This window comes from Rhizobium sp. CFBP 13644, assembly GCF_014842165.1.
Classification (GTDB): Bacteria; Pseudomonadota; Alphaproteobacteria; order Rhizobiales; family Rhizobiaceae; genus Agrobacterium; species Agrobacterium tumefaciens_C.
Map to the genome: position 1 here is coordinate 74,926 of NZ_JACYVF010000006.1, position 26,803 is coordinate 101,728.

Genomic DNA, 26,803 nt, shown 5'->3' on the forward strand with positions numbered 1-26,803 from the left:
CCGCAAATGGACGTTTAAGGTCGAGGAGGACCGCATGCAGTCGCAAGGAATATCGGGCATGGGTGAGGAGCGCGCGCTCGTTCTCGAGGAATTGGGCAAGCTTTCGCTGCGGCCCTTCCCGCTGGAAGAACAGGTGGGCCCGCATGATGTGCGCATTGCCATTCACACGGTCGGCATTTGCGGCAGCGACGTGCATTATTACACCCACGGCGCCATCGGCAATTTCGTGGTTCGTGAGCCGATGATTCTCGGCCATGAGGCCTCCGGCACGGTGACCGAGGTCGGCTCCGGCGTAACAAACCTTTCCGTTGGCGACCGCGTTTGCATGGAACCGGGCATTCCCGATCCCATCAGCCGCGCCAGCCGCATCGGCCACTATAATCTCGATCCCGCCGTGCGCTTCTGGGCAACGCCACCCGTGCATGGAGTGCTGCGGGCGTCTGTTGTGCATCCCGCCGCCTATACGTTCAAACTGCCTGACAACGTGTCCTTTGCAGCAGGCGCGATGGTGGAGCCGCTGGCCGTTGGCGTTCAGGCGGCAACGCAGGCCAAGGTCAAGCCGGGCGATATCGCCGTCGTCATCGGTGCCGGTCCTATCGGTCTCGTCACCGTGCTGGCAGCCCTTGCAGCCGGTTGTGCCCGCGTCATCGTATCGGATGTCGATCCTGTGAAACTCGATATGGCCCGCTCCCTCGGTCCGGTCGAAACCGTCAATGTGCGCGAGGATAACCTCGCCGAGAAGGTGATGGCTTCCACAAGTGGCTGGGGTGCCGATCTCATATTCGAATGCTCTGGCGCAGAAGCGGCCATCTCACGGGTGTTTGAGGCCCTGCGTCCGGCTGGCACCGTTGTTTTCGTCGGCATGCCGACCAAGCTCGTGGCCTATGACATGGTGGCGGCGCAGGTTCGTGAGGCCCGCGTCGAGCATGTCTTCCGTTACGCCAATGTGTTTGGTCGTTGCGTCGATATGCTGGCATCCGGTGCCATTGATGTTGCGCCGCTGATTACCCGCACATTCGACTTCAATGACAGCATCAAGGCGTTCGATATCGCCGCCTCGGCACCCGCCGGTGAGGTCAAGATGCAAATTATCATGCCCGGCTGAGAATTCAGGGTTGCACGAAATTTAACAGCGGTTAGCTTGATCGCCGTTGACGGACGGAGGCTTGGACCGCTCAACTGTATCGATGCAGGAGGAAGAATTCATGAAGACGATCAAAGGGCCGGGTCTATTCCTCGGTCAGTTCGCAGGCGATGCTGCCCCCTTCAACACCTGGGACGGCATTACCAAATGGGCGGCTGAAAAGGGCTATCTCGGCGTGCAGGTTCCCACATGGGCCAGCCAGTTGATTGACCTTAAAAAAGCTGCCGAATCAAAAGATTATTGTGACGAGCTGGCCGGCGTCGCGCGCCAGAACGGCGTTGAAATCACCGAGCTTTCCACCCACCTGCAAGGTCAGCTGGTGGCGGTGCACCCGGCTTATGACGAAGCCTTCGATGGCTTTGCCGCACCGCATGTGCGCGGCAATCCAAAGGCACGTCAGGAATGGGCCGTCGAGCAGGTGAAAATGGCGCTGAAAGCATCGCGCAATCTCGGCATCGATGCCCATGCGACCTTCTCCGGTGCATTGGCGTGGCCCTTCATCTATCCATGGCCGCAGCGCCCCGCCGGTTTGGTGGAAGCCGCCTTTGACGAGCTTGCTAAGCGCTGGACGCCGATCCTTGACTATGCCGATGAGCAGGGCGTTGACGTCTGCTACGAAATCCATCCGGGCGAAGATCTGCACGACGGCGTGACCTTCGAGATGTTCCTGGAGCGGGTGAAGAACCATAGCCGCGCCAACATGCTCTATGACCCCTCGCATTACGTGCTGCAATGCCTGGATTATCTCGACAATATCGACATCTACAAAGACCGGATCAAGATGTTCCACGTCAAGGATGCCGAGTTCAACCCAACCGGCCGTCAGGGCGTCTATGGCGGATATCAGGGGTGGGTCAACCGCGCTGGCCGCTTCCGTTCGCTGGGCGATGGGCAGGTGGATTTCGGCGCTGTCTTCTCCAAGATGACCGCCAATGACTTCTCCGGCTGGGCCGTTGTGGAGTGGGAATGCGCACTGAAGCATCCGGAAGACGGGGCAGCAGAGGGTGCAGAATTCGTCAAGGCGCACATTATTCGCGTCACCGAGAAGGCATTCGATGACTTCGCATCTTCAGGCACCGACGATGCCGCCAACCGCCGCATGCTCGGCCTCTCGTAATTTGCAGGAGACACAATGACGATCGAAGGAAAAACGACCGACAAGGCCAATGCGCGCATTCGTCTGGGCATGGTGGGCGGCGGCTCCGGCGCGTTCATCGGCGGTGTACACCGCATGGCGGCACGGCTGGATAACCGGTTCGAACTGGTGGCGGGGGCTCTATCCTCCACGCCTGAAAAGTCCAAAGCATCAGGTCTGGAACTGGGTCTGGACGAAGACCGCTGCTACGGCTCGTTTGAAGAGATGGCGGAAAAGGAAGCGGCGCGGCCCGATGGCATTCAGGCGGTGTCCATCGTCACGCCCAACCATGTGCACTATCCGGCGGCGAAGGCCTTTCTGGAGCGGGGCATCCATGTCATCTGCGACAAGCCTCTCACCTCCAATCTGGAAGATGCAAAGAAGCTGAAAGCGGTTGCCGACAAGGCCGACGCCCTCTTCGTTCTGACCCATAACTACACCGGCTACCCCATGGCGCGGCATGCTCGCGAATTGGTGGAAACCGGCGCGCTGGGGGATATCCGCCTTGTGCAGATGGAATATCCGCAGGATTGGCTGGCCGAACCTGTGGAACAGACCGGAGCCAAACAGGCCGTGTGGCGCACGGACCCGGCGCAATCGGGTGCAGGTGGATCGACAGGGGATATCGGCACACACGCCTATAATCTCGGTTGCTTCATGTCCGGTCTTGAAGCCGATGAGCTGGCAGCCGATGTGCACACCTTCGTGGAAGGCCGTCGTCTTGACGATAATGCCCATGTGATGCTGCGCTTCAAGGCTGCACAGGGCAAGGCACCGGCCAAGGGCCTTCTGTGGTGCAGCCAGGTGGCAGTCGGCAACGAAAACGGCCTCAAGGTGCGCATCTATGGCACCAAGGCTGGTATCGAGTGGACGCAGGCCGATCCGAACTATCTCTGGTTCACAAAGCTGGGTGAGCCGAAGCAGCTCATTACCCGTGGTGGTGCCGGGGCCGGGGCCGCAGCAGGTCGCGTCAGCCGTATTCCATCCGGTCACCCGGAAGGCTATCTCGAAGCCTTTGCCACGATCTACACCGAAGCCGCCAACGCCATTCAGGCGCGCCGCGACGGCACGGCGTTGGATAGCGCCGTGCACTACCCAACCATCGATGATGGCGTCAAAGGCGTGGCCTTCGTGGAGGCCTGCATCGCCTCTTCGAAGCAGAACGGCAACTGGGTCAAACTCTAAGGTTTGCGAGAACAGGCCGGGGTGTTGCGCAGTCCGGCCGTTTTGCCTCGAATGAAAAATATCTTCGGCCAATCAATGGCTTGATAGAAATTTGCAAAAACTCGAAAAAAAGTTTCTCAATCTTCCCCCGACCCGAGCCTACAATCTCCCAGCTTCTCAAAGCCTAAGTGGATCGCGAGCCACGGTTGGTGAGAGAAGTGGCGTGTTGATGCCAGACCGGAACGTGCGGTCGGGAAACAAGGCGTCGATTGAGGCAGCCAATGGGTTGGACCGCTTGACCGAGATGCTATTCCGGGTCTCGAACGCGCAGCGCAAAACCCATTGGAGCGAAATACAAACGGCTGGACTGGGTCATTAACGCCCCGGCCCGGTCGTTCCACCTTTGAAACACCGAAAAGAGCAATGGCCACGCAAATGCGGACGCCAGACAGCCATACAGACCAGAGACATCACCGCATTTGCGTGTGCTCTTCCGGTTTGATGAAAGCAGATCACGGGCGCTCCTGCGCCGCGTGACGATTTACCCTGTCCGATTATCGGTCAGCCCGGCTTGGTTGCCGAAATGGCGAAGCGGTGCTGGATGCCTCTGGCTGCTGCTTTCAGCATATTCCAGTTCTTCGCCTGAGTTTTATGGATGGCGCGAAGATCGGTATCGATGACGACATTTTCAAAACCCGCCTCACGCAAAAGTGCCGCGACCGCCTCGGCCCGCGCGCCTTGAGAAAAATAGACACGTGACAGGATAGAGTTGTGGATACCCATCATCTCTGCCGTGGCATGCAACGGATCGGCTTTCAACACGCCATATTTTTGCAGCCAGGCGGCGAGTTTCTTCAACAGCTTTTCGGTCGTGCTAACATTGACAAAATCACCATCGACAATCAGCACCTTGCCGCCGGGCTTCAACACCCGCAGCCATTCCGTAAACGCCGCCTGCGGGTCCACCAATGTCCAGACCAGATGTCGGTTGATGATGACATCATGGGCGTTCTCAGGCTCCATGGTGTTCTCAGCATCGCCCATGCGAAATGTGATGCTGCGGTTTCGGCTTGCCGCTTTGGCCTTGGCGCGCTCCAGCATGGGCTCTGCCCAGTCCAGCCCGGTGACGCGGTAACCCAGATCATCCATGAGGTGTGAAATGACGCCGGTGCCGGAGGCAAGGTCGAGCGCAGTTCTACCCTCGCCGCGCCCAAGATGCTTTTCCACAAGACGGTGCCATGCAGCGCGCTCTTCCTCGGAGAAAATTTCGTGGCCGGGAGACAGATCAAATGTCGGGGCGCGCTGGGACCAATAGGCCTTGATCTCATCGCGCAGGCTGAAATTGTTACCGTATTTGTTAGCACCCGTTACCATTTCCGTCTTCCCAAATCTCTGCCTTAGAAACTGTCTAAAAGATAAAACTTGACTATTGCAATCATAAAACCATAAAGCGCAAACAGTTTTTACCGGAGAACAATTTCGATGCGCATTAGAGGCAAATCCGCCATTCTTGCAATGGGTCTTCTCGTTTCAACCGTCTTGCCCGCCTTTGCCGAAAAGGTAACGGTCAAGGATGTGACCGGTCGCGATGTCGAGGTCAATGTCCCGGTAAAGCACGTCATTCTGGGCGAAGGCCGCCAGATCTACTTCCTCGCAGCGCTGGACAAGAGCAACCCCTTCGAACACGTTGTGGGCTGGCGCGATGACCTGCCGAAGGCCGACCCTGAGTCCTATCAGGCCTATCTCGCAAAATACCCTGAAATCGCCAAGCTGCCGACATTCGGCGGCATGAAGGATGGCACGTTCGATATCGAACAGGCTGTTGCGCTGAAGCCCGACGTCATCCTGATGAACGTCGACGCCAAGACCGCAACGGAAGAAGCCGGCTACATCGAAAAGCTTGGCAAGGTCGGCATTCCCCTGGTTTACGTCGATTTCCGTGAAAAGCCGATGGAAAACACAGAGCCAAGCATGCGCGTCATGGGCAAGCTGATGGGCAAGTCGGATGTTGCGGAAGACTTCATCAAGTTCCGTGCAGACAGCATCAGCCGCGTCACCGACGTTCTGGCAAAAGAAAATCCAAAGCGCCCCGTCGTTTTCGTTGAGCGCGCCGGTGGATATTCCGAAGATTGCTGCATGTCCTTCGGCAACGAGAATTTCGGCAAGATGGTCGAACTCGCCGGTGGCATCAACATGGCCAAGGGCATCATCCCCGGCACTTTCGGCACTGTTAACCCAGAACAGATTATCGCATCCAACCCTGACCAGATCATCATCACCGGCGGCAAGTGGGAAGCCTATGTTCCCGGCGGCAACTGGGTGGGCGTTGGCTATGGCGCAGACCTGAAAGAAGCACGCCGCAAGCTGGAAAATCTGACCAAGCGCCCAGCCTTTACCGGCGTCAAGGCGGTTGCGGATGGCAATGTCCACGCCATCTGGCACCAGTTCTACAACAACCCGTACCAGTTCGTGGCCATTCAGGAAATTGCCAAGTGGCTGCACCCTGAGCTGTTCAAGGAACTCGACCCTGAAGCAACCTTCAAGGAACTGCATGCCCGTTTCCTGCCGCTTGATTACAAGCCCGGCTACTTCGTGTCCCTGAAGGACGACAAGTAAGACAGGGGCGGCGAAGGAGGAGCGCTGTCCAGCATCAAGGCAAGGCCTGACGACAGGGCCTTGCCGATTGCGTTTCCAGATCGAAAAGGAATGACCATGTCCCGCACCATGCTCACGCGGATCGCTGCCCTCGCCATCGCGCTCATCGCAGCACCTGCGCTTTCAGCAGAAATTATCGACGCTGCCGGTCGCAAGGTCGATATCGACCTGCCCGCAAAGCGCGTCATTGTTGGCGAAGCACGGCAGATCCACGTTATTGCGGCACTCAAGGGCGACAAGACATTCGACACCATTGTCGGCTGGCGCGATGATTTTCTGACCAAGGACCCTGATAGCTACAAGGCGTATGTCGAGCGCTTCCCGCAGATCGCCGATCTGCCGCGCTTCGGCTATATTCCGCAGGGCGATTTCAGCCTGGAAAAAGCCATTGCGCTTTCGCCTGATGTGCTCACCCTCAATCTTGAAGCGGAAAAGGGCGCCAAGGAAAGCGGCCTTGAAGAAAAGGCAGCCGCCGCGGGCATCAAGGTCGTCTATCTGGATTTCCGCCTCAACCCTGAAAAGAACAGCGAAAACTCGGTGCGAACCCTCGGCCAGATCTTCGGTGCCGAGCGCGGCGCGGAGGAATTCCTGGCCTACCGCAAAGACCAGATCGCGCTGGTCACCGACCGGCTGGCTTCCGTCAAAGACCTGAAGCGCCCCGTCGTCTTCATTGAGCGCGCACCGGGCATATCAGGCGAAAACAACTGCTGCCGCACATTCGGCCCGGCCAATTTCGGCAAGATGATTGATGAGGCCGGTGGAAAGAACATCGGCTCCGAAGTGTTCAAGACAACATTCGGCGATCTCAACCCAGAGCAGTTGATCGTGTCCAATCCCGAGCATGTCATCGTGACCGGCTCCAACTGGGCGGCAGAATCCGACATCAACCAGTTCGTCCCGGCAGGGCGCGGTGCCGATATGGTTGTGGCCCGTCAGCGGCTGGCAAAGCTGATGGAGCGCACTCCGTTTTCAGAGCTGGATGCCGTGAAGAAGGGCCATGTCCACGCGGTGTGGCACCAGTTTTATGGCGCACCGTATGAATTCGCGCCGATCCAGCAATTTGCCAAATGGTTCCACCCCGAGCTGTTTGCAGACCTCGACCCGGAAAAGAACTTCGCGGAATTTCATAAAAAATTCCTGCCCGTGACCTACAAGCCGGGATATTTCGTTTCACTGGAAGGCGCACAATAAATGGCATCCATCGTGGAAACCGTGACTGAAGAGACAGGTGGCGCGCAATACCGCGCCCTTGCCGCCCGGCGCATTCTGATCCTGATCGGGCTGGTCGTTGCCCTTTGTCTCAGCCTTGCGACAGATATGGCGCTTGGACCGGCTCGTTACACGCTCTCGCAAGTCGTCAGCGCGATCCTTGATCCCACGGGTGTTGCCAACCAGTTGCGCGTCGTCATCTGGGACATTCGCATGCCGATTGCGCTGATGGCGGTCACGGTTGGCGCATCGCTTTCCGTGGCTGGTGCGCAGATGCAGACCATTCTGGCCAACCCGCTTGCAAGCCCGTTTACGCTGGGCATTTCAGCGGCCGCCAGCTTCGGTGCCGCCCTTGCGCTGGTTGGCGGTGTCGCGCTTTTTCCCGGTGCGGTCGAATATATGGTGCCCATCAACGCCTTCGTCATGGCCATGGTCGCGGCTCTCTTCATTCACTTCGCATCGACCATGCGCGGCGTGACCGTTGAGACCATCGTGCTTTTGGGCATCGCGCTGGTCTTTACCTTCAACGCCGCTCTTTCCATGCTGGAATATCTGGCATCCGAACAGGCGCTGGCCGCCGTTGTGTTCTGGACGATGGGCAGCCTGACCAAGGCAACATGGGCCAAGGTCTATGTAACAGCCGCCATTCTGGTGCTGACCGTTCCCCTGTTCATGAAAAATGCCTGGGCACTAACGGCCCTGCGTCTGGGTGATGACAAGGCCGCGAGCATGGGCATCAATGTGCGCCGCCTGCGGCTTCACACCATGCTCACCGTCAGCCTGCTGGCCTCCATCCCCGTTTCCTTCGTCGGCACCATCGGCTTTATCGGCCTAGTCGGCCCGCATATTGCCCGCATGGTGGTGGGTGAGGACCAGCGCTTCTTCCTGCCCGGCTCGGTCATTTGCGGTGCGTTGCTGCTTTCGGTTACGTCAGTTGTCAGCAAGGTGCTGATCCCCGGCGCCATTCTGCCCATCGGCGTCATCACGGCACTGGTTGGCGTTCCCTTCTTCTTTGTCCTCATCTTCTCCAACAGGAGACGCGCATGGTAGCCCTCGCCCTTCAGGATGTTGGCGCCAAATACGGGCGCATCACGGTGCTGGCCGATGTGACCATGGACATGCTGGAAGCCGGAAGCGTGACTGCCGTGATCGGTCCCAATGCGGCTGGAAAATCTACGCTGTTCAAGCGCATTGCGGGCCTCATCAACGGCCCCGGTGTCGTGACCCTGTCACAGACGGATAAAGGCCCACGCACCATCTGCTACATGCCGCAGGATACGGGTGCCAATGCAGTTCTGACGGTCTACGAATCCATTCTTCTGTCTGCCAAGCAGGGCAGTAGCTGGAAGGTGCATGATGATGAGCTGGCGGAAATCGATGCCATATTGAAGGCGCTCAACATCGGCGAGCTGGCTTTCCGTGGCCTTGGTGAATTGTCTGGCGGACAACGCCAGCTCGTTTCGCTGGCGCAGGCGCTGGTGCGCAAGCCGGAAGTGCTGCTGATGGACGAGCCGACTTCGGCGCTGGACCTGCACAGACAGGTGGAGGTGCTCGATTTCATCTCCAAGCTTGCCCGCAGCCAAGGCATGATCGTGCTGATTGCGCTGCATGACCTGAACCATGCGCTGCGCTACTGCGAGCACACGCTCGTGATTGCCGGTGGTGCGATGGCGGTGAGTGGCCGCACGGGCGATGTCATCACCAGCGACATGCTGCGTCGAATCTACCGGGTGGAAGCGCGCATCGAGATGTGCTCCAAGGGACAGCCCTTCATTCTGGTGGATGGCACGGCTTGACGTGAGCAACAGACGTGCCGTCCAACAGGGCGGCATGTCTTAGACGGCCTACTCCACGAAAATGCGAACGCTCGATGCACGTCCGTCCGCATCGATGACCGTCAACGTCGAAAAGCCCTGCCCCTCAGGCAACCATTCGGAGCTTCGGCGGCGCGAAGGCTCTGGCAGCGGCTTGCCATTGGCCAGCCAATGGAACGGCGCACGGCCGCCTTGCAGCTTCAGAACCAGCGGCGACAGGCTGCCGCTCTGGCTTGTGAGTTCGATGCGTGCCCCTTCCGGCGGATAGACGATCTGCGGCGAGGCTTCGCGCCGCGATGTGGATAAAAGACCGCTACTCGTGACGCTGAAGCGGGCCTGGTTTGCGGGAAGATCCCGATAGGCCAGCCGTGTTATGCCTGACGGTGGTGCGGGAAAGGGCGTGATGGCGACGCCTGATTTCGCGAAGGCCTCAAACAGGATGGGCGCTGCCGACACATAACCCGCAAGCCCGGGAACCGAGCCATTGTCGGCCCGCCCGGCCCATACGCCGATGACGTAACGGCCATCAAAACCAACAGACCATGCGTCGCGATAACCATAGCTGGTGCCGGTCTTATAAGCGATGCCGCGCTGCTTCATGCCAAGCGGCGGCAGAACGTCGGAGAGAATATCGGTGATGTTCCAGATGGCCGCCTTTGAAAACAGCGGATCGACATCCAGCACTTCAGGCGCACTTCGAACACCATCCCCCAGCGCAACAGGTTGGCCGCCATTGGCAAGGGGGGCGTAAAGTTGCACGAGATCAACCAGGGACAGACCGGCACCACCAAGCGCAATGGCCAGCCCCGGAGCCTCGGCCTTTGGCAGGGTCAGCTTCACCGAGGCGCGGCGAAAGCGGACCATGAGGGCAGCGGGGCTGACGGCATCCAGCAGGCGCACCGAGGGCACGTTGAGGGAAAGTTGCAGGGCCTGGCGAATGGAGACATCGCCCTGATATTGCATGTCGAAATTGCGCGGACGATAACCGGAAAAATCCGCCGGGCGATCTTCGATGACCGTTTCCTGCGCGATGAGGCCGTTCTCGAAGGCCAGACCATAGATGAAGGGCTTCAGCGTCGAACCGGGAGAGCGCACGGCACGCGACATTTCCACCCAGCCCCGGCGGGAACTATCGAGAAAATCGGACGAGCCGACCTCGGCTATGATGTCGCCCGTCGTGCTGTCTGCCATGACGATGGCGATGGAAACTCTGTCGCCCAGTTTTTCAGCCGAACGGCGTGCCAGATCTTCCAGCTCTTTTTGAACGGGCAGACGCAGCGTCGAGCCTATGGTGACGGACGTTGGAAATTTGGCGCGGGCCGCTTGCGCGAGATGCGGAGCATAAGACGGCAGGTCTATGCGCCTTGCCGGAATGGCGGCGATAGAAGCCCGCGCCGCCTCGCCTTCTCCCACAACTTCGGAAACGGCAAGCCGTTGCAGCACGCGTTCCCGCGCCTGTTTTGCGGCTTGCGGGTAACGATCCGGCCTCCGTTTTTCCGGCAATTGCGGAAGCGCGACGAGAAGGGCAGCTTCAGCCGTTTCAAGCCGTCGCGGGTCCTTGCCGAACCACGCGAGGCTCGCGGCCCTGACACCTTCCAGATTGCCGCCATAGGGCGCGATGTTGAGATAGAGGTCGATAATTTGGCTCTTAGTCAGCCGCCGCTCGATCTGGATGGCGCGCACCATCTGGAGCAGCTTGGCGCTGAGTGAACGGTCGGCACGCGGCTCTATCAACCGCGCCACCTGCATGGACAGGGTCGATGCGCCCGAGACGATGCGGCCATTGGTGAGCAACTGCCATCCGGCCCGTGCCAGCGCCTGAAAATCCACGCCGCCATGCTCGAAGAACCGCTGATCCTCATAGGCGACCAGCATTTTCACAAATTGCGGATCGACATCGGCGGCACTCGTGTGGAGCTGCCAGCGCCCCTCAGGCGTGGCGAAGGCGCGAAGCAGCTTGCCGTCTTTATCCAGCAGTTCCTGCGAGACTACCCGGGCGTTTTGCAAAGGTGGCGGAAAGGCGCGGTCCAGACGGTCGAGCCCGTAAACCGCAGCGCCGGTCAGGGCTGCTGCGAACACGAACCCGCCAATGAACGCCCGCCACCTGATCATTGCTGCGCCGCGCTGACCTCCATTCGGCCAGTGGCCGTGCGGGCCGAAAACTGCGGACGATACATATCTTCCACCGATGCCGCCGGGTTATCGTAAGTTCCGGGTGTGACAGCACGAACCACATAGGCAAGCGTGATATCGCCGCTTTCGCCAGCGGTACGATCAAAAGCTGCGACGAAACGGTCATAGCGGAATTCGGTATGGGCGGCTTCAGTTTCCGGCAACCAGTCGAAGTTGGACAGGGCCGCACTGTTGACGAGGCTCGGATTATCGATCTCAAAGCCCGAGGGCAGAAGATCTGTTAGCATAATGCGCTGTTGCCAATCATGTTTGGGCGTGACCGAGAGAACCACCACATAACGCTCGTTTTGCGTGGCCTCGCTGATATTCACTTCCTCGCCCTCAAGCGAATAATAGGTCTTGGTGATCTCGAAACCATCGCCGCCCGCAGGCAGTGGCTGGGCCGGTGGAGCGACCGTGGTGATGACAGCCGTAACAGGATCTTTCGACACGTTGGTGATCTTGATCGGAGATTGCAGAAGATCATCGCCAGCTATGTTTTTGGCATATCCGCCCGTTTCAAGTGAACCATTGATATCCAGCTTCACATCCTTGTCTTCGCCCTTCAGCGCGCGTGCGGCGAGAAGCATCCACGCCTGTTCCTGCGTGCTGGTATAGGCTTTTGCATCCCATGCCTTGGAAACAGCGCTGGCCAGTTGCGGCACGACCGCTGGCACAGGGCGGCTTTCGGCGGCGAGGGCGAGCGAGGCTGCGCTATCGCGCAGCACCGAGCCATAATCCGACCGCGCAAGGCTGACCTTGGTGGTGGCGGCCGCCATGGAAAGCGATGCACCGAAGACGGCCTTGGACCGCGCCGCATCTCCATAGAGCGACAACGCCGAAGCCAGTTGCGCCTTGGCAAGCGGGGTCGGGAAATCCTTCAGAGCCGTATCCGCATAATAGCGCAGATCATTGATGGCGGCCTTGCGGTTGCGGGCGAGAACATAGAGCGAGTAGGCGATTTCGTTGCCGCGATCCTTGACATTGCTGTCATAGGCCAGACCATTTTGCAGATTGGTCAGCGCCTGCACCATGGCGGCCTCAGGCACGTCATAGGACTGTTCGCGGGCGCGGGTCAGGAAGTCCGTGATGTAGGAATCCAGCCACAAATCGCCCTCACCCGGAGCCCACAAGCCAAAGCTTCCCGAGGAAGACTGGAAGGATAGCACGCGATAGATCGCATCCTGCACCCGCTTGCGCAGATCCGGATCCTCGGCACCGCCGCGTTGCTTCATCAGCTCTGTCACGTAGAGCAGAGGCAAGGCGCGGCTGGTGGTCTGCTCGGCGCAGCCATAGGGGTATTTGTCGAGCATCATGACCAATGCGGGCACATCGAAAGCTGGAGACCGGGTGACGTTGACCGCGACGGATGAGCCTAGAAGCATGCTGTCTGCAAGCAATGCGCCATCCACCGAGAGGCTGCTATTGGGTGCGATCTTGATATTGCGCCTTGTTGTGACCGGCAGCACGGAAGGGCGCACCGGAATGTTCAACACCTGCTCCAACGACAGGCCGTTTGCATTGGCAAGCGTGATGGTGATGGCACCATCGCCGGGATTTTCGCCGGTCAACGGAACAGTCAGCGATGTCTTGCCGCCCTTCTGCAAGGCGAGTGTCTGCGAGACTTCACCCTGATCAACCGTCAGCGCCATGTTGCTGGCGATGCCGAGCGTATAATCGCCCGCCTCACCATCCGTATTGGCGATATCGATGCGCATTTGCGAGACATCGCCGGGGCTAAGGAATTTCGGTGCGCTGGCGGTGATCACAACGGGATCGCGGATGACGACATCGGACACGGCATGGCCGACACCGGTTTTTGTCCAGGCCACAGCCATGACGCGGGCCGTGCCGTTGAACTGCGGAATATCAAAACGGATCGTTGCCTTGCCATCGCCATCCAGTTCAACCGGACCGGCAAAGAAGGCCACAAGCTTTTCCTTCGGTGGGCTGCCCTGAAGGGCGACCTGACCACCATCACCACCGGTTCTGAGACGCCCGGTGGCACCCAGCGAACCATCGATCAGACGGCCATAGATATCGCGGATTTCAAGGCCGAGACGCCGCTGGCCGAAATACCATTCATCCGGCTTGGGTGGTTCGTAACGGGTAAGGTTGAGAATGCCGACATCCACAGCCGCGACCGTGACATAGGCCTTGTCGCCAGCACCGGCGCCCGACACGTGCACGGGTATTTCCAGCGCCTGACGCGGCAGTGTTTGCTTGGGAATATCCAATGCGATGCCGAGCTTGCGTTCACCGGGATCGACCGCCAGCCATTTCACGCCGATGGCGCGCATGGGCATGCGGCTTTCCTGCGCATCACCGGGACGAAACAGGGTGGCGGTAACGTAGGAACCCGCGCCCCATGCTTCGGTAACGGGAATTTCGACCTCTCCGCCCTTCTCTCCGATATCGACATTCTGAACGGCGATCAGCTTTTCAGAGCCTGAAACCACCATCAACTGGCCAGCATAGCGGGATGTGACCTGCAATTTGGCAGTATCGCCGATTTTATAGCTTTGCCTGTCGAGCGCGATTTCCAGCGCATCCGGGGTTTCGGTCGAGCTTGCGGAGACGAACCAGCCAGCATCGAATTCCACGCTCGATGTCGGTCCACCAGCCTCTGCGGATTCGACCTCCAGACGGTAGCGGCCCCATGTGGCGGGAACGGAAATCTCGCCGCCGTTTGCATCCACCGACAAGGCGCCGGTCTCAACCTGCTTGGTGTAGACGACAGGTTCATAGCGCCAGGAACTGCCCTGACGATACCACTGATAGTTCCGCTCGACCTTGATGAGCTTCCATGTCAGCCTGCTCATCGGCTGTTTGACGCCATCGGCACCCAAGCCGATGACGTGGAAACGGCCAATGGCGTTTTCCGGAAGATCGCCGGAAAATTGCGGCTTGATGCCGATCATCGGTGTTTCGGATTTGACCGGCAGCGTCAATGAACGCTCGACAGCGCGGCCACCGGCCTCGCGCATGCGCACGGTGATGTTGGCGGACAGAAACTGTGTGGTGGATGGAAGATCGCCCAGCGACACATCGAAACTCGCCTTACCCTCTTCATCCAGCACCGGCAGGGCATCCAGCGTGGTGCGGCTTTCTTCCTGTGATTCCTCATCGGCGAGGCCGAAAACATAGCCTTCGTAATCCGGCCGGGTGCGTGTTGCCTTCAGAGCAACCTCGCCCTCAAGCTCAAGGCCGGATGCAGGCGCGCCATAGAGATAGCGGCCATCGACATTCACAGCCGTATCAGCGGCGGGATCGATCTGCTTGGCGTCGCTGGTCAGGGTGAATTCGGTGCGATCCGGCACGAAATCATCGACCAGAAAGGATTTTTCGCTGATGGCTGAGGTTTTCGGGTCGGTGTGAACACGCACGGTCCAGGTGCCCCGCATGGCGCTGTCCTGCAAGGCGAAGTCCACGGCGTAGCCGCCCAATGCTTCGCCACTGCGCACGAAGCGACGATCTTCCACGCCATCGGGGCGCGAGAAAATGAAGGTGAGCGGCAGGTTCTCCACCGCATTGCCTTCGATATCACGCGCTAGCGCCGCCGCATGCACGGTTTCGCCAGCGCGGTAGATGCCCCGTTCCGTCCAGCTGAAAACATCCAGCGCGCCGGGGGCGGCGCGACCAGTGACGCCACGGTCCGACAGATCGAAACCGGCGCGGGTCATATCCAGAAAAACATAGTCATCGGCACCGTTGCGTGCCGTGATGATGGCAGGTGCCTGACCCGCCGTGCCGCGCATCAGCCCCGCAGAAAACACGGCGCGGCCATCCGCATCCGTCTTGGCGGTGCCGAGGATTTCATTGTTCTTGGCCAGAAGCTGAAGATCAACGCCCGCAAGCGGTTTTGCGGTGCTTAAAGCCCGCACGAAGACATTGAGACCATCCGTTCCGGCATAGGTGGTGATGCCGGTATCGGAGACGAGGAACCATTGCGTCGCGCGTGAATCCCAGTTCTCACCCGGTGTTGTGGGGGGAACGGCTGTCAGAACATAAATGCCGGGCTTGCGCTGCGGCAAGGCTTCATCAACGGGCACGCTGGTGACGACATCCTTGTTCAGCTCGTTCTGGATATCGATGCCGCCCTGCCAGACGAGTTCGCCGATTTCGCTTTCAATGCGGTCCGTGCCGTAACCATCCATCTGCGTCAGGAATTGCGAGTTGCTGAGCAGCGCGGTGATGTTGCGATCACCCACACGGTAAAGCTTGAGATTGGCGCTGGTGACATTGACGGACACAAGCGGAATGCCGCGGCGGGCGGTGCCGGGAAGCACGAAATTCTCCCCCGTAAAGCGCACCGAACCGGATCTATCGCGCACGTAAATATCGAGATCGACCTGCTTTTCCAGCGGTTCTGCAACCGAAGACGGAAGACCGGCGCGCAGCGCGATCTTGTAGCGCTGGCCGTGGGTCAAGCCTTCCACGCAAATCTCGGAACCCTTGGCTTCCATGGCTTTTGGCGCTGCGCCATCCAAAGTGACGAAGGAGGAATAATCCACGCCCTGTTTGACGAGCGCCTCTGAAAACTGGATGCAGGCACGCGGGCTGACACTATCGGTATCGACCGTGTTGTTGATGACGCGGAAGCCCTGACGGGTCTTCAAATCGGCATAGGTGGCGCGGGTCTGGGCATTATCGGAAAGCGCAAGGCTTGCCTTGTAGCTGTTGAGGGCAGCGCGGTAGCTCTGCGTCTTTTCAAACGCAAATGCCAGCGCGTTGAGCGCCTCCACCCGTGCGGACACGGTGCGGCTGAGCGAATAGGCGTTGAGCGCGGCTGCTGCCGCCTGGCCCGACACTTCGTAATTATTCTCGACTTTGGCCGCAGTGCGCGCAAGGCCGGCCCAGACGGCGCTATCTTCCGGGTCCAGCGCAAGCGCTGCCTTGTAATTGTCAGTCGCCGCTATGAGATTGGTCGCATCGGATTGCTGTTGGGCGAGCGAAAGCAGGCTTTCAACATCTTGTCCGTCTACGGCGTCTGGCAGGCCAGCCTTCAGGCGTCTGGCTTGCAGATAAAGGCTGTCATCGACGAAAGAGAGCTTTTGCGGCGCGCCGATATCCGGCTCGCTGGCAACCTCCACGACCTTTCCAGCTACAGCGCCGGGAAAGGCGTTAAGCTGGTTGAAATCCGATTTCAGGAAGCACCATTGCACCTTGGGATTATAGGTGAAAGCCTTGCAGGAGGTGTCATTGATGCAGATGTCTTCGCATTGCGGCAGGGAGACATTCTGCTCCGTGCGCAAATCGAAACCGAAATAATCGCCGTTTTGGGTGGTGACGACCTTGCGCGTCGCTTCCTGCGCTGCGAGCGGTTGAACGGTCAATGCCGCGACAACGAACAACAGGATTTTCATAACACCACGCATGGACATCAGTCCCTCCCCCGGTCTGCATGACCGCGCCGACTCTGGGGGGATTTATAAGCGAAAGTCAACGCAAAGTGATGAAGAGGAATAAGGGGTGTGGGTAGAGCGGCGCTTGATTGCGGCCACCGGCTTTCAACTCATATTACGACTTATAGAGATTAATGGCCCAATATGTGGCGTGAAAGCGCATTCAAGCAGACGCCACCACAATCCGGCACGAATTGATGTCGATTGACATGCGCTTGCCATGCCATATAGATATGATGACTTGTAAAGAAATATGATTGGGCAGGATATGAGCCAGACACAATATACCAACCGCTTCGCAATCGACCCGAAGACCGCGGCCAAATTCGGCACCGAGGAGCTGCGCGAAAACTTTCTGTTGCCGCCGCTGTTTGTGAATGACACCGTTCAGCTGCACTACACGAATTACGACCGCTTGATCGTGGGTGGCGCGGTGCCTGTGTCTGGCGCTCTGGAATTGGAAGCCATCAAGCCGACGGGTACGAAATCCTTCCTCGACCGCCGCGAACTGATCGTTGTCAACATTGGCGGAAAGGGCACTGTTACCGTCGATGGCACAGCATTCGAGACCGGCACGCGCGACATGGTCTATGCAGGCCTTGGCGCAAAAGTGTCATTTTCGTCTGCCTCAGCAGATGCGCCTGCGAAATTCTACCTGCTGAGCGCGCCCGCGCATGCTGCCTATCCGGCAAAGCATATCAGCATCAACGACGCAAAGCGCGTCGATCTCGGCTCACAGGCCACCAGCAATGAACGCTCGATCTTCCAGTTCATTCACCCCGAAGGCGTGAAGACCTGCCAGCTGGTGGTGGGCATGACCAGCCTTGCACCGGGATCGGTGTGGAACACGATGCCATGCCACATTCACGACCGGCGCATGGAAGCCTATCTCTATTTCGACCTGCCGGAAACAGCCCGCGTCTTCCATTTCCTCGGTGAACCGAACGAAACGCGCCATCTGGTGATGAAGAACGAGGAGGCCGCTCTTTCGCCGGGTTGGTCGATCCATTCGGGCGCTGGAACCGCGAATTATTCCTTTATCTGGGCGATGGCCGGTGACAATGTCGACTATACCGACGTCGATCTCGTGACCATGGATGACCTCAAATAAGGGACTGCGACATGAGCGAGAGCAACGCATTTGTACAGGCCGGTGACGGCACATGGACGCCGACGGAGCCCGGCGTTTCCCGGCGCATCATGGCCTATCTGCCTGAAATGATGATGGTCGAAGTCGTTTTCGAGGAAGGCGCTATCGGCTCGCTGCACTCGCATCCGCATATCCAGGCTAGCTATGTTGCCGAGGGTCGCTTCGAGGTAACGATTGATGGCGTGACTAAGGAGCTTGGGCAGGGCGGAACATTCATCGTGAAGCCGGATCTGGTCCATGGCGTGAAGGCTCTGGCCAAGGGTCGGCTAATCGATACATTCACGCCGCACCGCGCAGAGTTTCTGTAAGATTAAAGAGGGCTGGCGGTAACGCCGGCCCTCAAGCCCTAAACCTCAATCGTGCGGGCTTCCGACATCAGCATGATCGGCACGCCATCCCGGATGGGATAGGCAAGTCTTGCGCTTTCCGACACGAGTTCGCTTTTCTCACGATCATAGGACAGCCGACCTTTGGTCAGCGGGCAGACAAGCAGATCCAGAAGTTTGGGATCCACGCGGCTTACTTTTTCATCCATGATCGCGGCCTATTGCAACAGCGTGCCGGGCTCACTGCTGCCCTGAGCCAAAGCGATTTCCGTGATGGCAACCAAGGTGTCTGCGCGCGCCTTGAGATCCGGCGCCTCAAGCAGCGCCTGCTTTTCTGCAGGGCCGAAAGGCGACATCATGGACAGTGAATTGACGAGCACGCGGTTTCCTGCGCGCTCCACACTGTCCCAGTCAGCCTCAAGCTGATTTGCGTCGAGAAAGGAGCGGAACACCCGCAACAGGCTTTCGCGATCAACCGCATCCTCATCATCTTCGCCGGTCAGATCCGAGATGAAGGGCGCGTGACGGAAGATACGGTAGGGCTTGGTGGATGGCGCTTCTTCCAAAAGACGGAACCTGCAGACGCCGCTGAGCGACACCATGTAGCGGCCATCGCCTGTTTCGGAAAAGGATGTTATGCGCCCGAGGCACCCGATCTGGCTCAGCGCCCCGGTGCCGGTGCCGCTATCCAGCACTTGCAATGAGGGCTGCACCATACCGATCAGCCTGTCTCCAGCCAGCGCATCGTCCAACATGGCAAGGTAGCGCGGCTCGAAGATATTCAGCGGCAATTGCCCTTCCGGCAGCAGCAAAACGCCCTGCAAAGGAAATACAGGCACCAGTTCCGGCAGATCGGTGCTCTTGAGATATCGCGCATTTCCGACATGCATTGGGTGGCTCCTCACGTGAACAGAGATTGATGGTGCATCGGGTGGATGCCGCGACCCGCAAGTCCAGAGCGAACTGCGCGGGCGGCGACAGCCATGCACATCTCAGGAAAACAGGATGGATGACATCTTGCGGCGGGCAGAGACAGACGCCGGGTCCTTGAAGCCCCAGCCTTCCAGAAACTCGACCAGCTGCTTGCGCGCGCCGTCATCCTCAAAGGTCCGGTCACGGCGCATGACGGTCAACAACTGCTCGGCAGCCTCATCACGACGGCCCTGCGCGTTGAAAATCCGGGCAAGCTTCATGCGTGCATCATGATTGTCAGGATTGGCGACCAGATCACGCTCGAGAGCTGCGGGATCACCCAACAGACGGGCTTCCTCAAACTGCGCCAGCTTTTTGGAGGCGGCCTGAATGGCGGCATCTGCCATGAGTTCTTCAGGAACCGATGCCAGAAGATCGCTGGCGCGCTGATGCTCGCCCACGGCAATCATGCATTCTGCAATACCGGCGATCGCTGCCGCATTATCCGGGTCTACCTGCATGACGAAGCCGAAAAGCTGGGCCGCACCCTGATGATCACCATCGGCAAAAAGCTGCTTGGCTTCGGCCAGCGCGGCGTCGATTTCCGCCTGCGGATCATTGGCGGCAGGACCTGCAATCTTGTCGATGAATTCGCGAATCTGGCTTTCCGGCACGGCACCCATGAATCCATCCACAGGACGACCATCCTGAAACGCGACGATGGCCGGGATGGACTGGATGCCCAGCTGGCCGGGAATGGAGGGGTGGTCATCAATGTTGAGCTTGACCAGCTTGACGCGGCCACCAGCCTCGTTGACGACTTTCTCGATCACCGGCGTCAGTTGCTTGCAGGGGCCGCACCATGGCGCCCAGAAATCCACCAGCACCGGCTGCTTGCGGGAGGCCTCGACGACATCCTTGCCAAAATTGGCGGTGGTCGTATCAGAAACATGCGAGGCAGCAGCACTTTCAGGCGCGCCGCCAAACTGAACGGAGCCGGTCATCTGTCCACCCATTGATGTTCCGTAAGGATTGTCGCTCATTCAAGGTCTCCGTTCATTTCACATCATCTTGGCATCTTTGGCCCAAAGATCGTACTTTATTCGGTGACTTTCAAGACGAGCGGCACATGACCTGTCGCCTCCAGGAACCGAATGAGGTCATCTCGACCGATTGTGGTGGTCGCATCATTGGAAAGCGGATGGCCGTTAATGAGGTCGTGGCGCATCAGCTCCTCGTCCAGCACGAAGGTGACATTGTTTGCCGTATCGTTGATGGCACCAAAAACCGTGACGGAGCCTGGAACGACGCCCAGATATTCCAGCATCTTTTCCGGCTTGCCGAATGACACCCGGCTCGATGCGTCGATAACCTTGTGGACCGTCTTCAAATCCACCACCGCGTTTTCCTCGACGGTCAGGACGAAATACTGGTCCTTCTTGTCTTTGACGAAAAGGTTCTTGGTGTGGCCACCGGGAATACGGTCTCGCAACGATTCCGACTCCGCGACAGTGAAGACCGGCTCATGTTGCGTGGTCTTGTGTTCAATGCCGAGCCCATCCAGCATTGAGAAAAGATCCTGTGCTGTCTTGGGTGTTTGCTCTGTCATATCAGCCTTCCCGCTCCCTCGGATTCGCTACTCCATGGCATCGTCATTAGGCCTTCGGACAAGCATTTGCAATCACCCCGTCAATTTTCCCATCAAAAAAAGCGAATGATTTCCGTAGCTTGTATGCTTTTTTTCAAAAATTCCGCACCTTTTGTCATTTCCCTGTTGCATTTAAAAAGCGGTTGAGCGATATAGCCCTCGTCGCAGCAATGCAGCGGCCCGCGGTTCAGCGATCTACCCCGAACCAGCGGACTATGAGCGGGTGTAGCTCAGGGGTAGAGCACAACCTTGCCAAGGTTGGGGTCGAGGGTTCAAATCCCTTCGCCCGCTCCAGTCTTTCCAATAGATTAAGTTGCTTGCCCGGCTAGGGCGTTTCCACCATGGGCCACTCTTCCAGAACCATGCGAGCAAGCGTCTTTCAGACGACATTGCTTGCAGATGCATTGTCCGATCAACGTCGATGCGATTGGCCCTGCGCTCCGAAAACGAAGCGCCACTCAAAATAACACTTGAAAGACCATCATTTTTTTGGCTTCTGATCGCACTGGCTGTTGCATTTGAAAAGCGGTTGAGCGATATAGCGCTCGTCGCCGCAATGCAGCGACCCGCGGTTCAGCGAACTACCCCGAACCAGCGGATTATGAGCGGGTGTAGCTCAGGGGTAGAGCACAACCTTGCCAAGGTTGGGGTCGAGGGTTCAAATCCCTTCGCCCGCTCCAATTTTCTCTAAGTAACAGAATTGCACACAGGTCCTGATATCTGGACCTAGCCAACCTTCAATTCTCAATCCGTTTTATTGAATTTTCTAAACTTCATTCTCCAATCCCAGATTCGCTGAGCCTGTCGAAAATACGCGAGCGATAATGGCGCGGAGCGAGTCGTGGATGCTGTGCGCTTTTTCATCCGACGTTCACATCGCATAGCTCATCGTGATGCTGCGGCATGGAACCGCTGATCCCTGTAAACGTTATTGGGCATCACAAGGAGAGATCACATGAAAATTGTTACGGCGGCTTTGTGCCTGCTATCGGTCGGCGTTTTGAGCGGCTGCGTAGACGACCGTGGCTACCGGGGCGGTGGCGGGTACTACGCCTCCAGCACCGTGACGCGGACATACGACCGTGACCGGTATAACAGATACAACAGACATTATGACCGCGACTACCGACGCGACCGTGACTATCGCGGAGACCGTGGCAACTGGCGCGGCGACCACCGTCGTTACCCGCCAGCCAGCGGCGGAACGCAATATGGCGTCATCATTCGCTAAATGTCATCCTGCTTCACCGACCGCGCCCCAAAAGCGCGGTCGTTCTGCTTTGGGCACCTAGGCCGCAAGCCGCTGTTCGGCGAGCTTGACCCAGTATGAGATGCCGTAAGCGATGGCTTCATCGTTGAAGTCATAGCCGGGATTGTGCAGCCCCGCGCTGTCGCCGTTTCCGAGAAAGATGAAGGCGCCCGGGCGCTCTTTCAGCATGTAAGAGAAATCTTCTCCGGCCATGGATGGATCGACATCGGGATCCACGTTTTTCTCACCCACAATATCTCTCGCAACGCGTATCGCGTGGTCTGTCTCATCGGCGTGATTGACGGTGACGGGACAGAACCGGTCATAGATAGCCTCAACTTCCGCGCCATTGGCGTGGGCGATGCCTTCTGCCATCTGTTTGATGCGCGCTTCGGCCTCGTCGCGCACACCTTCATCCAGCGTTCTGACAGTGCCGGCAATCAGCGCCTCGTTGGGGATGATATTGTGGCTGGAACCCGCCTGAAAGCGTGTCACGGAAACCACGACCGAGCGGATGGGATCGGTATTGCGAGAAGCGATCATCTGCAGGTTGGTGACGATCTGCGCGCCGATGGCAATTGGGTCAATCGTGCGATGCGGTTGCGCGGCATGACCGCCCCGGCCTTTGACCAGAATCGAAAACTTATCCGGTGCTGCCATGATGCCGCCTTTGCGAATGGCAAAGGAGCCCAAGGGTATGCCCGGCATATTGTGCATCCCATAGACCTCATCCATGTCGAACCGGGTCATCAAACCGTCTTCGACCATTGCCAGCGCACCTGCGCCACCCTCTTCGGCAGGCTGGAAAATCAGGGCGATGGAGCCTGCGAAATTGCGTGTTTCGGCCAGATGCTTCGCGGCACCCAGCAACATGGCCATGTGGCCATCATGACCGCAGGCGTGCATCTTGCCCGGCACTTTTGATGCCCATGGCTTGGCCGTTTCCTCAACGATAGGAAGCGCATCCATATCCGACCGGAAGCCAACCATGCGGCCCTTGCCGTGGCGACCGTGGATGACACCCACGACGCCGGTGCGGCCAATGCCTGTGACGATCTCGTCAACGCCGAAGGATTTCAGCTTATCGGCAACGAAGGCTGCCGTATCGTTCACATCGTAAAGCAGCTCAGGGTTTTCATGAAGATGACGCCGCCACTCGGTTGCTTCCGCCTGCAATTGCGCGGCACTATTTAAAACTGGCATTCATTAATTCCCGATGTTCCATTCCGGCATGTTGACTGACGCTCCTCCAAGCGGTGGATATTGCGCCGTATATTTGACGCAATCAATGTACTTTGCCATTGCGAGGCCATATATGTTGAATATTGCAAATCCCGTAACGAAGACGGGAATCCGAGGATACGCCTTGCAACATACATCGATATCCAGCCGCACCGCAGGGCGGCTCGTAAAAACCTTTGCCGCTGTAACGGCCAGCATACTGGCCATGACATCCGTTGCCCAAGCTAATCCCAAGATGGTGATTGATGTGAGGACTGGCAAGGTGATTTCCCATCAGGATGCGTTTCGCAAGTGGTATCCCGCTTCGCTGACCAAGCTGATGACCGCCTATCTGGCCTTCAGCGCCATGAAAACCGGCAGGCTTAGCCCTGAAACTGAAGTGGTGATGAGCAAGAAGGCGGCAGACCAGCCCGCCAGCAAGATGTATTTCAAGCCCGGCTCCAGGCTGACGCTGGACAGCGCGCTGAAACTGCTTCTGATCAAATCCGCCAATGACGTGGCGGTGGCCATTGCCGAGACGGTGGGTGGCACAAACGAGAATTTTGTGGCGCAGATGAATGCGCAAGCCGCACGGCTTGGCATGTCGTCCACCCATTTCATCAATGCCAATGGCCTGCCCGGCAAGGGGCAGTATACGACGGCACGCGATCTGGCCGTTCTGGCGCTTGTTCTGAAGCGTGAATTTCCCGAATATGCGACCTATTTCTCGCTGGAAGGCGTCAGCACCGGCAAAAAGAATTACGCCAATTACAACATGCTCGTCGGCCGCTTTCAGGGCGCCGATGGCATGAAGACCGGCTTCATCTGCGCGTCCGGCTTCAATCAGGTCTCATCTGCCTCGCGCAATGGCCGTCAGGTCATCAGCGTTGTTTTGGGCGCTGACAGCCTTGCAGGCCGCACGGAACAATCCGCAGAACTTTTGCAGATGGGGCTGACATCGGCGAACAATCAGGGTGTTTCGATTGCATCGCTGGCACCTTATGGCGAAACGCAGTTCGTCAATGATATCAGTTCCGATATCTGCAACCCGAAAGCCGCCAAGGTGCGCAGCGAAGGTCGCGATGATGCGGGCCGGATGATCATCAAATCGCCTTTCGTGCAAGAATTGACGCGCCCGCCCGTCTATTCCTATGCGGGTCTGCTGCCCGGTAGCGAGACCGTTGCGGCCAACACGGGTGGCAATACTGGCGCGTCCAGCGGGACTGCGGCCAATGTGCCTATTCCCATGCCACGCCCGACATTCTGATCCGCGCTTATGGAGGGCTTCGTCGCAGATGGACAAGGCCCTCCTCCCATGTTTCAGCGCTGATTTCGCAAATCCATGCTTCCGTCTTGCGCATTCATTGCTATAAGGCGTCATTCAGCATGTAATGTTCTAACGCTACAGGTCTTCAATGGCACAGCCTCGCATCCCGGTTTCCATCATCACTGGCTTTCTCGGCGCGGGAAAATCAACGCTGCTCAATCAGCTGCTGAAAGACCCTGACATGCAGGATGCGGCCATTATCATCAATGAATTCGGCGATGTGAGCATTGACCATCTGCTGGTGGCGCGCTCTGGCGATGGCATTATCGAACTGGCCGAGGGATGCCTGTGCTGCACGGTGCGCGGCGAGCTGGTGGATACGCTGGCGGAACTGATGGACGGTATCCAGACCGGCAAGCTCAAGGCGGTCAACCGGGTCGTTATCGAGACGACGGGGCTTGCCGATCCGGCACCGGTCATGCAATCCATCATCGGCAACCCGGTCATTTCACAGAATTTTTCGCTCAACGGCATGGTCACGGTGGTGGACGCCGTAAACGGCCTCGCCACGCTCGATAATCATCCAGAAGCCGTCAAGCAGGTGGCGGTGGCGGACCGTCTGGTGTTGACGAAGCGCAAGCTGAGCACCGAGGCGCAGATCTCTGCCCTGACGACAAGACTTCTAAGCCTCAATCCGCGTGCGACCATCGAAGATGGCGACGTCGACGGGTGGAAGGCGGTGGCGCTCCTGGAAAACGGTCTCTACGACGCAACGAACAAGATGGGCGATGTTGCCCGCTGGCTGGGCGAAGAGGCCCATCACGATCATCATCATCACGACCATTCCCATGATCATGACCACCATCATGGCGACCATGGACATCACCACCATGACGTCAACCGGCACAATGCATCGATCCGCTCCTTCTCGATCGTGCATGACAAGCCTATCGACCCCATGGCGATTGAGATGTTCATCGATCTCTTGCGCTCGGCCCATGGCGAAAAGCTGTTGCGGATGAAGGCTATCGTGCAGCTTTCCGACAATCCCGACAGGCCGCTTGTGCTGCACGGCGTGCAGTCCATTTTCCATTCGCCGCAGCGGCTGGCGGAATGGCCTGACCCGGCAGACCGGCGCACGCGCATGGTGCTGATCACGGATGGTTTGCCCGAAGCCTTCGTGAAGGATCTGTTCGGCGCGTTTACCGGCGCTGTGAATGTCGACAGGCCGGACCGGCAGGCGGTGACAGACAATCCGCTCGCCGTGCCCGGCATGCGGTTCTAAAGCGTTTCTCTCGCGCTCACGAAATCAAAACCTATGACCGCTGCGCCAATCAGGCCCGGCTCGATCTGACATTTGGCCTGCACCACAAGCGGGCGGACAAAGCGGCGCAGGATGCGGGAGCGCACGGCCTGATCCAGCGCCTCCAGCAAAGCCGGCGCGTTCGAAAGCCCGCCGCCGACAGGCACGATGGTGGCGCCGGTAACATTGACAATCATCGCCAGCGGGCCTGAAAGCATGTCGATATAGATATCCATGGTCCGGGCCGCGTCAGCATCGCCCGATTGCCAGCTTTCGATGATCTCTTCGGCGGCGAAGTTTTTGTCCGTCAGATGCCGGTGCAGCTTTTCCATGCCGCGAGCGCTGCAGATGGCATCAAGACAGCCTTCCAGCCCGCAGCCGCAGGAAAAGCGCGGCAGGTCCAAAGGCGGATTGCCCGCGCGCGTTGCCGCCACTGGCCCATGGCCCCACTCTCCGGCAAAGCCACCGGAGCTGTTGATGAGTTTTCCATCCACCACCAACGCGCCACCGACACCGGTGCCGAGAATGGTGCTGAACACCACACGGTGTCCCTGCCCGGCGCCAACGCTATATTCGGCGAGCGCGAAACAATCGGCATCATTGGCGATGAGGACCGGCAGGCCAAGTGTGGCCTCCAGATCCGCTTTCAACGGCCTTTGATGGGCACAGGGAATGTTCGCGATGAAGGAGAGACCTGTGTCAGGGTCGATGATGCCGGTGATCGACAGGGCGACGCATTCCGGCGCACCGCCGATTTCCGCTATCACCGACTTCAGCACACTGACAAAGGCATCGAAATCATGAATGGGCGTGTTGCGTCGCGGAAGCGGTCGGACATCATCCGCCGCATAGGCCGCGGCACCCTTGATGGCGGTTCCGCCAATATCGAAACAGACGATCAATCAATAGCTCCCGGCAAATGCACAAACAACGAACGCTCTATGCCAGATAGCGTTGGTTAAGTCTTGCCCCAATGGAACCGCTGCGCTCCAACGCAGTTTTCCGTCGGCAAAAGCGCATGAAGAGATC

21 protein-coding genes and 2 tRNA genes are annotated in these 26,803 nt (G+C 58.4%); 14 read left to right on the top strand and 9 right to left on the bottom strand.

Translation table 11 applies throughout. The features are described 5' to 3' along the window. The first annotated feature begins 34 nt into the window (after positions 1-34). The 3 genes from IFT53_RS15680 to IFT53_RS15690 all read left to right on the top strand — a co-directional run bounded on the left by IFT53_RS15680 (position 35) and on the right by IFT53_RS15690 (position 3,464). Positions 35-1,105 (top strand): NAD(P)-dependent alcohol dehydrogenase, encoded by a 1,071-nt coding sequence (locus IFT53_RS15680; protein ID WP_244656355.1) that lies wholly within the window; start codon positions 35-37, stop codon positions 1,103-1,105. Between the two features lie 100 nt (positions 1,106-1,205). After that, on the top strand, positions 1,206-2,261 hold the full coding sequence (locus tag IFT53_RS15685) for a sugar phosphate isomerase/epimerase family protein (RefSeq protein WP_192066209.1): 1,056 nt from the start codon (positions 1,206-1,208) through the stop codon (positions 2,259-2,261). Between the two features lie 15 nt (positions 2,262-2,276). After that, positions 2,277-3,464, top strand: coding sequence for a Gfo/Idh/MocA family protein (locus IFT53_RS15690; RefSeq protein ID WP_192066208.1), 1,188 nt, complete (start codon positions 2,277-2,279; stop codon positions 3,462-3,464). Between the two features lie 540 nt (positions 3,465-4,004). On the opposite strand, the gene IFT53_RS15695 is transcribed toward IFT53_RS15690, so the two are convergent. Beyond that, a complete protein-coding gene (locus IFT53_RS15695) occupies positions 4,005-4,817 on the bottom strand; it encodes a class I SAM-dependent methyltransferase (RefSeq protein ID WP_192066206.1) in 813 nt (270 codons plus the stop codon). Between the two features lie 108 nt (positions 4,818-4,925). On the opposite strand from IFT53_RS15695, the gene IFT53_RS15700 reads away from it, so the two are divergent. The 4 genes from IFT53_RS15700 to IFT53_RS15715 all read left to right on the top strand — a co-directional run bounded on the left by IFT53_RS15700 (position 4,926) and on the right by IFT53_RS15715 (position 9,103). Next, positions 4,926-6,059, top strand: coding sequence for an ABC transporter substrate-binding protein (locus IFT53_RS15700; protein ID WP_192066204.1), 1,134 nt, complete (start codon positions 4,926-4,928; stop codon positions 6,057-6,059). A gap of 96 nt (positions 6,060-6,155) precedes the next feature. Beyond that, positions 6,156-7,289, top strand: a complete 1,134-nt coding sequence (locus IFT53_RS15705; protein ID WP_446737683.1) for an ABC transporter substrate-binding protein — start codon at positions 6,156-6,158, stop codon at positions 7,287-7,289. Continuing rightward, positions 7,290-8,357: a FecCD family ABC transporter permease gene (locus tag IFT53_RS15710; protein WP_042616900.1), complete on the top strand. Its 1,068-nt coding sequence runs from the start codon at positions 7,290-7,292 to the stop codon at positions 8,355-8,357. Next, entirely contained in the window at positions 8,351-9,103 is a 753-nt protein-coding gene (locus IFT53_RS15715) for an ABC transporter ATP-binding protein (protein ID WP_192066201.1), read from the top strand. The genes IFT53_RS15710 and IFT53_RS15715 overlap by 7 nt, the downstream gene beginning before the upstream one ends. A 48-nt stretch (positions 9,104-9,151) precedes the next feature. On the opposite strand, the gene pbpC is transcribed toward IFT53_RS15715, so the two are convergent. Further along, a complete protein-coding gene (pbpC, locus tag IFT53_RS15720; RefSeq protein ID WP_192066200.1) occupies positions 9,152-11,233 on the bottom strand; it encodes a penicillin-binding protein 1C in 2,082 nt (693 codons plus the stop codon). Continuing rightward, on the bottom strand, positions 11,230-16,677 hold the full coding sequence (locus IFT53_RS15725) for an alpha-2-macroglobulin family protein (protein WP_192066198.1): 5,448 nt from the start codon (positions 16,675-16,677) through the stop codon (positions 11,230-11,232). Before IFT53_RS15725 ends, pbpC begins: the two co-directional genes overlap by 4 nt. 289 nt (positions 16,678-16,966) lie before the next feature. On the opposite strand from IFT53_RS15725, the gene kduI reads away from it, so the two are divergent. Beyond that, complete coding sequence (kduI, locus tag IFT53_RS15730) at positions 16,967-17,809, top strand: 5-dehydro-4-deoxy-D-glucuronate isomerase (protein ID WP_192066196.1); 843 nt, start codon at positions 16,967-16,969, stop codon at positions 17,807-17,809. Between the two features lie 11 nt (positions 17,810-17,820). Then, a complete protein-coding gene (locus IFT53_RS15735; protein WP_192066195.1) occupies positions 17,821-18,156 on the top strand; it encodes a cupin domain-containing protein in 336 nt (111 codons plus the stop codon). A 38-nt stretch (positions 18,157-18,194) separates the two neighbouring features. Here IFT53_RS15735 and IFT53_RS15740 read toward each other — a convergent pair whose 3' ends face one another. The 4 genes from IFT53_RS15740 to IFT53_RS15755 form a co-directional block, all read right to left on the bottom strand. Next, positions 18,195-18,383, bottom strand: coding sequence for a Trm112 family protein (locus IFT53_RS15740; RefSeq protein ID WP_042616895.1), 189 nt, complete (start codon positions 18,381-18,383; stop codon positions 18,195-18,197). Between the two features lie 9 nt (positions 18,384-18,392). Beyond that, on the bottom strand, positions 18,393-19,064 hold the full coding sequence (locus tag IFT53_RS15745) for an LON peptidase substrate-binding domain-containing protein (protein ID WP_192066193.1): 672 nt from the start codon (positions 19,062-19,064) through the stop codon (positions 18,393-18,395). Between the two features lie 102 nt (positions 19,065-19,166). Next, on the bottom strand, positions 19,167-20,129 hold the full coding sequence (gene trxA, locus IFT53_RS15750; RefSeq protein WP_192066191.1) for a thioredoxin: 963 nt from the start codon (positions 20,127-20,129) through the stop codon (positions 19,167-19,169). 56 nt (positions 20,130-20,185) lie between these two features. Further along, positions 20,186-20,695 carry a prolyl-tRNA synthetase associated domain-containing protein gene (locus IFT53_RS15755; protein ID WP_192066190.1) on the bottom strand — a complete coding sequence of 170 codons (510 nt, stop codon included), beginning with the start codon at positions 20,693-20,695 and terminating at the stop codon, positions 20,186-20,188. A 258-nt stretch (positions 20,696-20,953) separates the two neighbouring features. On the opposite strand from IFT53_RS15755, the gene IFT53_RS15760 reads away from it, so the two are divergent. From IFT53_RS15760 to IFT53_RS15770, 3 genes are all read left to right on the top strand, one after another. Further along, positions 20,954-21,028: transfer RNA gene (locus tag IFT53_RS15760), tRNA-Gly, on the top strand. 311 nt (positions 21,029-21,339) lie between these two features. After that, positions 21,340-21,414 (top strand) — tRNA-Gly (locus tag IFT53_RS15765). Positions 21,415-21,689: 275 nt separating this feature from the next. After that, on the top strand, positions 21,690-21,965 hold the full coding sequence (locus IFT53_RS15770) for a hypothetical protein (RefSeq protein ID WP_192066188.1): 276 nt from the start codon (positions 21,690-21,692) through the stop codon (positions 21,963-21,965). Between the two features lie 57 nt (positions 21,966-22,022). On the opposite strand, the gene IFT53_RS15775 is transcribed toward IFT53_RS15770, so the two are convergent. Continuing rightward, positions 22,023-23,186 carry a M20 aminoacylase family protein gene (locus IFT53_RS15775; RefSeq protein WP_192066186.1) on the bottom strand — a complete coding sequence of 388 codons (1,164 nt, stop codon included), beginning with the start codon at positions 23,184-23,186 and terminating at the stop codon, positions 22,023-22,025. A gap of 163 nt (positions 23,187-23,349) precedes the next feature. Between IFT53_RS15775 and IFT53_RS15780 the strand changes: the two genes are divergently transcribed. Then, positions 23,350-24,471 carry a D-alanyl-D-alanine carboxypeptidase family protein gene (locus IFT53_RS15780; RefSeq protein ID WP_446737684.1) on the top strand — a complete coding sequence of 374 codons (1,122 nt, stop codon included), beginning with the start codon at positions 23,350-23,352 and terminating at the stop codon, positions 24,469-24,471. Positions 24,472-24,619: 148 nt separating this feature from the next. Further along, positions 24,620-25,756: a CobW family GTP-binding protein gene (locus IFT53_RS15785; protein ID WP_192066183.1), complete on the top strand. Its 1,137-nt coding sequence runs from the start codon at positions 24,620-24,622 to the stop codon at positions 25,754-25,756. Here the strand turns inward: IFT53_RS15785 and IFT53_RS15790 are convergent. Next, positions 25,753-26,676 carry an ROK family protein gene (locus IFT53_RS15790; protein ID WP_192066181.1) on the bottom strand — a complete coding sequence of 308 codons (924 nt, stop codon included), beginning with the start codon at positions 26,674-26,676 and terminating at the stop codon, positions 25,753-25,755. The genes IFT53_RS15785 and IFT53_RS15790 overlap by 4 nt on opposite strands. Positions 26,677-26,803 lie beyond the last annotated feature (127 nt).

What these genes read in the sequence shown, in the direction of transcription:
- IFT53_RS15680 (WP_244656355.1), top strand. Translation starts at nt 35, where the DNA reads ATGCAGTCGCAAGGAATATCGGGCATGGGTGAGGAGCGCGCGCTCGTT.
- IFT53_RS15685 (WP_192066209.1), top strand. Translation starts at nt 1,206, where the DNA reads ATGAAGACGATCAAAGGGCCGGGTCTATTCCTCGGTCAGTTCGCAGGC.
- IFT53_RS15690 (WP_192066208.1), top strand. Translation starts at nt 2,277, where the DNA reads ATGACGATCGAAGGAAAAACGACCGACAAGGCCAATGCGCGCATTCGT.
- IFT53_RS15695 (WP_192066206.1), bottom strand. Translation starts at nt 4,817, where the DNA reads ATGGTAACGGGTGCTAACAAATACGGTAACAATTTCAGCCTGCGCGAT.
- IFT53_RS15700 (WP_192066204.1), top strand. Translation starts at nt 4,926, where the DNA reads ATGCGCATTAGAGGCAAATCCGCCATTCTTGCAATGGGTCTTCTCGTT.
- IFT53_RS15705 (WP_446737683.1), top strand. Translation starts at nt 6,156, where the DNA reads ATGTCCCGCACCATGCTCACGCGGATCGCTGCCCTCGCCATCGCGCTC.
- IFT53_RS15710 (WP_042616900.1), top strand. Translation starts at nt 7,290, where the DNA reads ATGGCATCCATCGTGGAAACCGTGACTGAAGAGACAGGTGGCGCGCAA.
- IFT53_RS15715 (WP_192066201.1), top strand. Translation starts at nt 8,351, where the DNA reads ATGGTAGCCCTCGCCCTTCAGGATGTTGGCGCCAAATACGGGCGCATC.
- pbpC (WP_192066200.1), bottom strand. Translation starts at nt 11,233, where the DNA reads ATGATCAGGTGGCGGGCGTTCATTGGCGGGTTCGTGTTCGCAGCAGCC.
- IFT53_RS15725 (WP_192066198.1), bottom strand. Translation starts at nt 16,677, where the DNA reads ATGTCCATGCGTGGTGTTATGAAAATCCTGTTGTTCGTTGTCGCGGCA.
- kduI (WP_192066196.1), top strand. Translation starts at nt 16,967, where the DNA reads ATGAGCCAGACACAATATACCAACCGCTTCGCAATCGACCCGAAGACC.
- IFT53_RS15735 (WP_192066195.1), top strand. Translation starts at nt 17,821, where the DNA reads ATGAGCGAGAGCAACGCATTTGTACAGGCCGGTGACGGCACATGGACG.
- IFT53_RS15740 (WP_042616895.1), bottom strand. Translation starts at nt 18,383, where the DNA reads ATGGATGAAAAAGTAAGCCGCGTGGATCCCAAACTTCTGGATCTGCTT.
- IFT53_RS15745 (WP_192066193.1), bottom strand. Translation starts at nt 19,064, where the DNA reads ATGCATGTCGGAAATGCGCGATATCTCAAGAGCACCGATCTGCCGGAA.
- trxA (WP_192066191.1), bottom strand. Translation starts at nt 20,129, where the DNA reads ATGAGCGACAATCCTTACGGAACATCAATGGGTGGACAGATGACCGGC.
- IFT53_RS15755 (WP_192066190.1), bottom strand. Translation starts at nt 20,695, where the DNA reads ATGACAGAGCAAACACCCAAGACAGCACAGGATCTTTTCTCAATGCTG.
- IFT53_RS15770 (WP_192066188.1), top strand. Translation starts at nt 21,690, where the DNA reads ATGAAAATTGTTACGGCGGCTTTGTGCCTGCTATCGGTCGGCGTTTTG.
- IFT53_RS15775 (WP_192066186.1), bottom strand. Translation starts at nt 23,186, where the DNA reads ATGCCAGTTTTAAATAGTGCCGCGCAATTGCAGGCGGAAGCAACCGAG.
- IFT53_RS15785 (WP_192066183.1), top strand. Translation starts at nt 24,620, where the DNA reads ATGGCACAGCCTCGCATCCCGGTTTCCATCATCACTGGCTTTCTCGGC.